At 67.4% G+C, this 5,868-nt stretch carries 5 protein-coding genes and 1 pseudogene; 4 read left to right on the top strand and 2 right to left on the bottom strand.

Annotated elements, in window-relative coordinates:
- Positions 1 to 250: pseudogene (locus VML93_RS38170) on the top strand (PE family protein); the annotation flags it as partial.
- Between the two features lie 8 nt (positions 251 to 258).
- Here VML93_RS38170 and VML93_RS38165 read toward each other — a convergent pair.
- Positions 259 to 873: a TetR/AcrR family transcriptional regulator gene (locus VML93_RS38165; protein WP_325619026.1), complete on the bottom strand. Its 615-nt coding sequence runs from the start codon at positions 871 to 873 to the stop codon at positions 259 to 261.
- Between the two features lie 58 nt (positions 874 to 931).
- Between VML93_RS38165 and mshB the strand changes: the two genes are divergently transcribed.
- Both mshB and VML93_RS38155 read left to right on the top strand, forming a co-directional pair.
- Positions 932 to 1,837, top strand: a complete 906-nt coding sequence (gene mshB / locus VML93_RS38160; protein ID WP_325619024.1) for an N-acetyl-1-D-myo-inositol-2-amino-2-deoxy-alpha-D-glucopyranoside deacetylase — start codon at positions 932 to 934, stop codon at positions 1,835 to 1,837.
- A gap of 104 nt (positions 1,838 to 1,941) precedes the next feature.
- On the top strand, positions 1,942 to 2,403 hold the full coding sequence (locus VML93_RS38155; RefSeq protein ID WP_325619022.1) for a hypothetical protein: 462 nt from the start codon (positions 1,942 to 1,944) through the stop codon (positions 2,401 to 2,403).
- Between the two features lie 4 nt (positions 2,404 to 2,407).
- On the opposite strand, the gene VML93_RS38150 is transcribed toward VML93_RS38155, so the two are convergent.
- Positions 2,408 to 3,286, bottom strand: coding sequence for a PE family protein (locus VML93_RS38150; RefSeq protein ID WP_325619020.1), 879 nt, complete (start codon positions 3,284 to 3,286; stop codon positions 2,408 to 2,410).
- 237 nt (positions 3,287 to 3,523) lie between these two features.
- Between VML93_RS38150 and VML93_RS38145 the strand changes: the two genes are divergently transcribed.
- On the top strand, positions 3,524 to 5,868 hold a 2,345-nt coding region (locus VML93_RS38145; RefSeq protein ID WP_325619018.1), incomplete at its 3' end, for a bifunctional FO biosynthesis protein CofGH.

Below are 5,868 nucleotides of genomic sequence, written 5' to 3'. Positions count from 1 at the left end.
CACCGACAGTGCGCTCAACGGTGTGCCCAACCGGCTGTTCAACGTGTTCAACACCGGGTTGGGCACTGCTGAGCAGGGCTTCAACGGAATGCTGGGCGCCGAGAACGGGGAGAACCTGATCCCGGGGCTGTTGACCGGTAGCGCGGCGCAGCCGTTCAACGACGGCCAGATCGGCGGCGTGGTGGGCATCGCCGACCAGGGCCTGGCGGCGGGCAGCGACTTTATCGGCCTGCTGGCCGGCGATAGCTAACCGGCTGGTCAGTTAGCTTGTGCCGCCGGTGCTTTCGGCGGAATCACGGTGTCGACGATGAACCCCAGCTCGCGCCGGCTCGGTGGCAGCCCGGTGAGCAGGAAGTGCTGGTTGATCAACGCGGGTCCGACCCGCGCGGTCATCGGGGTCAGCGTGGCCGGGTCGAGGTCGCCGTCGCGGACCGCGTCGCGCAGGATCGACTCGACGATGGTCAGCCGTGGTGCGACGACGGCGTCGGCGAAGATGGCGCGCAGTTCGGGTTCGTGAATGAGTTGACCGATGATGTCCAGGCCGGGGAAGGCGGTCTTGCCGGCCAGTACGTCGCGGTGGGCGGTGAACACCGCCAGCAGGTTCTCCCGGGCCGACCGGCCGGCGCGCAGCTCGGACAACGGCGGCAGCACGTGATGCAACGCCGCGTGCACCAGGTCATGCTTGCTGGTCCAGCGCCGGTACAGCGCGGCCTTGCCGGTGTGAGCCCGCGCCGCGATCCCCTCCATCGTCAGCCTGCCGTAACCGACTTCGGCCATTTCGGCCAACGTGGCCTCGTAGAGCGCGCGTTCGAGGACTTCGCCTCGTCGGCGGCTCCGGCCCACATTGGTGGTGGTCGGGGTCAACTGCGCCATTCGTCGATAGTAGCCGCTCGCGTTCCTATTGGCTGCGACCGGCGGGTAGGGTGCGTCCATGCCTGAGACACCGCGGCTGCTGTTCGTGCATGCGCATCCCGACGACGAAAGCCTCAGCACCGGTGCCACCATCGCGCATTACGCCGCCCGCGGGGCGCAGGTGCGCGTCGTCACTTGCACCCTCGGGGAGGAGGGTGAGGTCGTCGGCGACCGGTGGGCCGGGTTGGCTGTCGACCACGCCGACCAGCTCGGCGGTTACCGAATCGGCGAACTGACCGAGGCATTGCGCGTGCTGGGGGTCGGCACACCCATCTATCTCGGCGGCCCGGGTCGCTGGCGCGACTCGGGCATGCAGGGCACCGCGCCACGGAGCCGCCAGAGGTTCATCGACGCCGACGAAGAGGAGGCGGTCGGCGCGCTGGTGGCGATCATTCGCGAGCAGCGGCCGCACGTGGTGGTGACCTACGACCCCAACGGCGGCTACGGGCATCCCGACCACATCCACGCCCACACCGTCACCACGGCCGCAGTCGCCGCCTCGGGCACCACCGACTCCTACCCGGGAAAACCATGGACGGTGCCGAAGTTCTACTGGACAGTGCTCGCCGAACGCGCGCTGATGGAGGGTTGGCGTGCGCTGAGTCCCGACGATGTGCGGCCCGAGTGGATGATCCCGCCCACCGAAGAGTTCGACTTCGGATACAGCGACGAGGACATCGATGCCGTCGTCGAGGCCACCCCGAACGCACGCGACGCCAAGGCGGCGGCGCTCAGAGCACACGCCACCCAGCTCACCGTCGGCCCGACCAGTCGGGCCTGCGCCCTGTCCAACAACATGGCGCTGCCGATCCTCGCGGAGGAACACTATGTCCTGGCCGCCGGTTCGGCGGGAGATCGCGATGAGCGCGGTTGGGAAACAGATCTGCTGGCGGGACTGGGCTTCAATGGTTCCGATACGAGGTAGGCTGCCTAAAACAGGCAGCTTTGGACGGACTCGGAAGGATTTCGGATGGACCCCGACCTGGACCCGAACATGCAGCACTGGCAGGACCGGCTGGACAGCCTGCAATGGGTGATCGGTTCGATACTCTCCAATATCGACAGCATTCCGACCTGACCGAAACCAAGCCACTGCCGGCGTCGGTCGAAGACAGCGGCGCGGCAGATCCCGCTATCCGTGTCGTTGTTCTGGCACTGTTGGCCGTCGACGGGGTCCTGTCGGCATTAGCAGGGGCGCTGCTGCTGCCCTTTTACGTGGGCTCGGTGCCCGTTCCCATCAGCGGATTGATCAGCGGACTGGTCAATGCGGCCCTGGTGTGGGCCGCAAGCCGATGGACCACGTCGCCACGGGTGGCCGCGCTGCCCTTGTGGACGTGGCTGTTGACGGTCGCTGCGATGGGCCTCGGCGGTCCCGGCGACGCCGTCATCTTGGGCGGCAACGGGCTGATGGCCTACGCCGCTCCGATGCTGATTCTGTTGGGGGTCATACCCCCGGTGTGGGTGCTCTGGCGGACAAACCGCCACCGCTGACGGGTTACGGGAACGGCGGGAACGGCGGCAGACTGAACGGCGGCCACGGCGGGAGGAAGCTGAGCAACCAGTTGATCTCGGTGTTGATGAACGCGCCGATTGACGCCGCGGTTGCATTGAAGAAATTCGTCAGCCCCTGGCCGAAGCTGATGGTGCCGGTAATCCAATCGAGCGTGTTGAACAGTGCGCTCTGCACCATCGGTTCGAAGAGGTTGTAGAGGAAGTTGATCTGCGGCGCCAGGATGCCGATCCAGGGCAGCCAACCCACCGCCCACGCGGCGACGCTGAAGCCCCACCGGACCCACGGCTCGATGAAGGTGTAGGAATTCTTGATCGCATTGGCTATCCAATCGAACGCCGCCGGTGCCGCCGCTGCGTTCGTGATGCCGCCCGCACGCAGCAGCGGGCTGAGGCTGGTCAGCGCACCCAAACCGCCGGTGGGCCGCAGCGCCAGCGTGCCGAGGCTGGAGGGGGCGCCGCCCCCGCCGAGCAGACTCGGGAGACCGCCTCCACCCAGTAAGCCGGCTGCCCCGCCGCCGATCAGCGGGTGCCCCAAGACCTTCTGGGCGGAGGTATTCATCGTGCCGAGCAGGGTCTGCGCGGCGCTGGATTCGGCCGCCGCGTACTTGCTCGCTCCGGAAGTCAAGGACTGCACAAATTGGTCATGAAACGCCGCGGCCTGCGTGCTCAACCGCTGATATCCCTGGCCGTGGGCCGAAAAAAAGGCCGCGATCTGCGTCGATACCTCGTCGGAGGCCGCCGCCAGCACACCGGTCGTCGGTGCCGCGGCCGCCGCGTGGGCGGACGTGAGATTGGAACCGATTCCGGCGATATCCGACGCCGCAGCGGTCAGCGCCTCCGGCGCAGCGATCACGAAAGACATCAGCATTACCCCCTGAGTCACGACAGCGCGGCGATCGCTTGGTCCTCAACGACCGATACCCGTTAAAGGATGGTATCGCGATCCCGCGGATATGGCGCCGGTATGGTCGACCGCGTGCCGGCCGCGGCCTGGCGCTACTGTTGCGGATATGGCAGGTCATGGTGGTGGCATGGTTGCCAAAGCTCCAAATTGTTGAGACGCGCGGATGAAATTCGATCGTGGGGAAGTTAAACCAACGTGCCGTTGACTCCGGGCGAGCAGCCCATCGCACTACCGAACCCCCTTGTTCCGGGCGCGGCCCCGCCTAAACACAGTGCTTCGGCGCTGCGGCGGGTACTGCGGCGCGCGCGGGACGGCGTCGTGCTGAACATCGACGAGGCGGCCGTCGCGCTGACCGCGCGTGGCGCGGATCTGGACGACCTGTGCGCGAGCGCGGCCCGGGTCCGCGACGCCGGTCTGGAGTCGGCCGGGCGGCGCGGCCCCAACGGCCGGTTACCGATCACGTATTCACGCAAGGTGTTCATCCCGGTCACCCACCTGTGCCGGGACAACTGTCACTACTGCACCTTCGTCACCGTGCCGGGCAAGCTGCGCGCCCAGGGCGCCGGCATGTACCTGGAGCCCGACGAGATCCTTGACATCGCCCGCCGAGGCGGTGAACTCGGTTGCAAGGAAGCACTATTCACGCTCGGCGACCGGCCCGAAGACCGCTGGCCCGAGGCCCGCGAGTGGCTCGGTGAGCGGGGCTACGACTCCACCCTTTCCTACGTGCGGGCGATGGCGATCCGGGTGCTGGAGGAAACCGGGCTGTTGCCGCACCTGAATCCCGGCGTGATGAGCTGGTCGGAGATGGCGCGGCTCAAACCCGTTGCACCCTCGATGGGCATGATGCTGGAAACGACGTCACGCCGGCTGTTCGAAACCAAGGGCATGGCGCACTACGGCAGCCCCGACAAAGACCCGGCGGTGCGGCTGCGGGCCCTGACCGACGCGGGCCGGCTGTCCATTCCGTTCACCACCGGTCTGCTGGTCGGCATCGGTGAGACACTGGCCGAACGTGCCGACACCCTGCACGCGATTCGTAAGTCGCACAAGGAGTTCGGACACATCCAAGAAGTGATCGTGCAGAATTTCCGGGCCAAGGAACACACCGTGATGGCCGCTGTGCCCGACGCCGGGATCGAGGACTACCTGGCGACGGTGGCGGTCGCGCGGTTGGTGCTCGGCCCGGGGATGCGGATCCAGGCGCCGCCCAATCTGGTGTCGGCCGACGAGTGTCTGGCGCTGGTCGCCGCCGGTGTCGACGACTGGGGTGGTGTCTCGCCGCTCACGCCCGACCACGTCAACCCGGAACGGCCCTGGCCGGCCTTGGACGAGCTTGACGCCGTCACCGCGCAAGCCGGTTACGACCTGGTGCAGCGATTGACCGCCCAGCCCAAGTACGTGCAGGCGGGTGCGGCGTGGATCGATCCGCGGGTGCGGGCGCATGTGGTGGCGCTGGCCGACCCGGCAACCGGCCTGGCTCGCGACGTCAACCCGGTGGGCATGCCCTGGCAGGAGCCCGACGACGTGGCATCCTCCGGCCGGGTCGACCTCAACGCCGCCATCGATACCGACGGCCGCCACACCGAGACGCGCAGTGACCTCGATAGTGCCTTCGGTGACTGGGAATCGATCCGGGCGCACGTGCACGAGCTGGCCGCCCAGGGCGCCAAAGCGCCCGAGCGCCTGGACACCGATGTGCTGGCCGCGCTGCGGTCGGCCGAACGCGATCCCGCCGGCTGTACCGACGACGAGTACCTGGCGTTGGCCACCGCCGACGGTCCTGCCCTGGAAGCTATCGCCGCGCTGGCCGATTCGTTGCGCCGCGACGTGGTCGGCGACGAGGTGACCTTCGTGGTGAACCGCAACATCAACTTCACCAACATCTGCTACACCGGCTGCCGGTTCTGCGCCTTCGCCCAGCGTAAGGGCGATGCGGACGCCTACTCGCTGTCGACCGACGAGGTCGCCGACCGCGCCTGGGAGGCCCACGTCGCCGGCGCCACCGAGATATGCATGCAGGGCGGAATCGACCCCGAGCTTCCCGTCACCGGCTACGCCGACCTGGTGCGCGCCGTCAAATCCAGAATCCCTTCCATGCACGTGCACGCGTTCTCCCCGATGGAGATCGCCAATGGCGTGACCAAGAGCGGGATGAGCGTTCGCGAATGGCTGATCACCCTGCGCGAGGCGGGCCTGGACACCATTCCCGGCACCGCAGCCGAAATCCTGGACGACGAGGTCCGCTGGGTGCTGACCAAGGGCAAGCTGCCGACCTCGATGTGGATCGAGATCGTGACCACCGCACACGAAGTGGGCCTGCGGTCGTCGTCGACGATGATGTACGGACACGTCGACAGTCCACGGCACTGGGTGGGCCACCTCAACGTGCTGCGCGATATCCAGGACCGCACCGGCGGGTTCACCGAATTCGTACCGCTGCCGTTCGTGCACCAGAACTCGCCGTTGTATCTGGCCGGGGCGGCGCGTCCCGGGCCAACCCACCGCGACAACCGCGCGGTGCATGCCCTGGCGCGAAT

Source organism: Mycobacterium sp., from assembly GCF_035499775.1.
Taxonomy (GTDB): Bacteria; Actinomycetota; Actinomycetes; order Mycobacteriales; family Mycobacteriaceae; genus Mycobacterium.
Note: the sequence above shows the minus strand (reverse complement) of the source record. Positions and strands in the feature narration are given on the sequence as shown.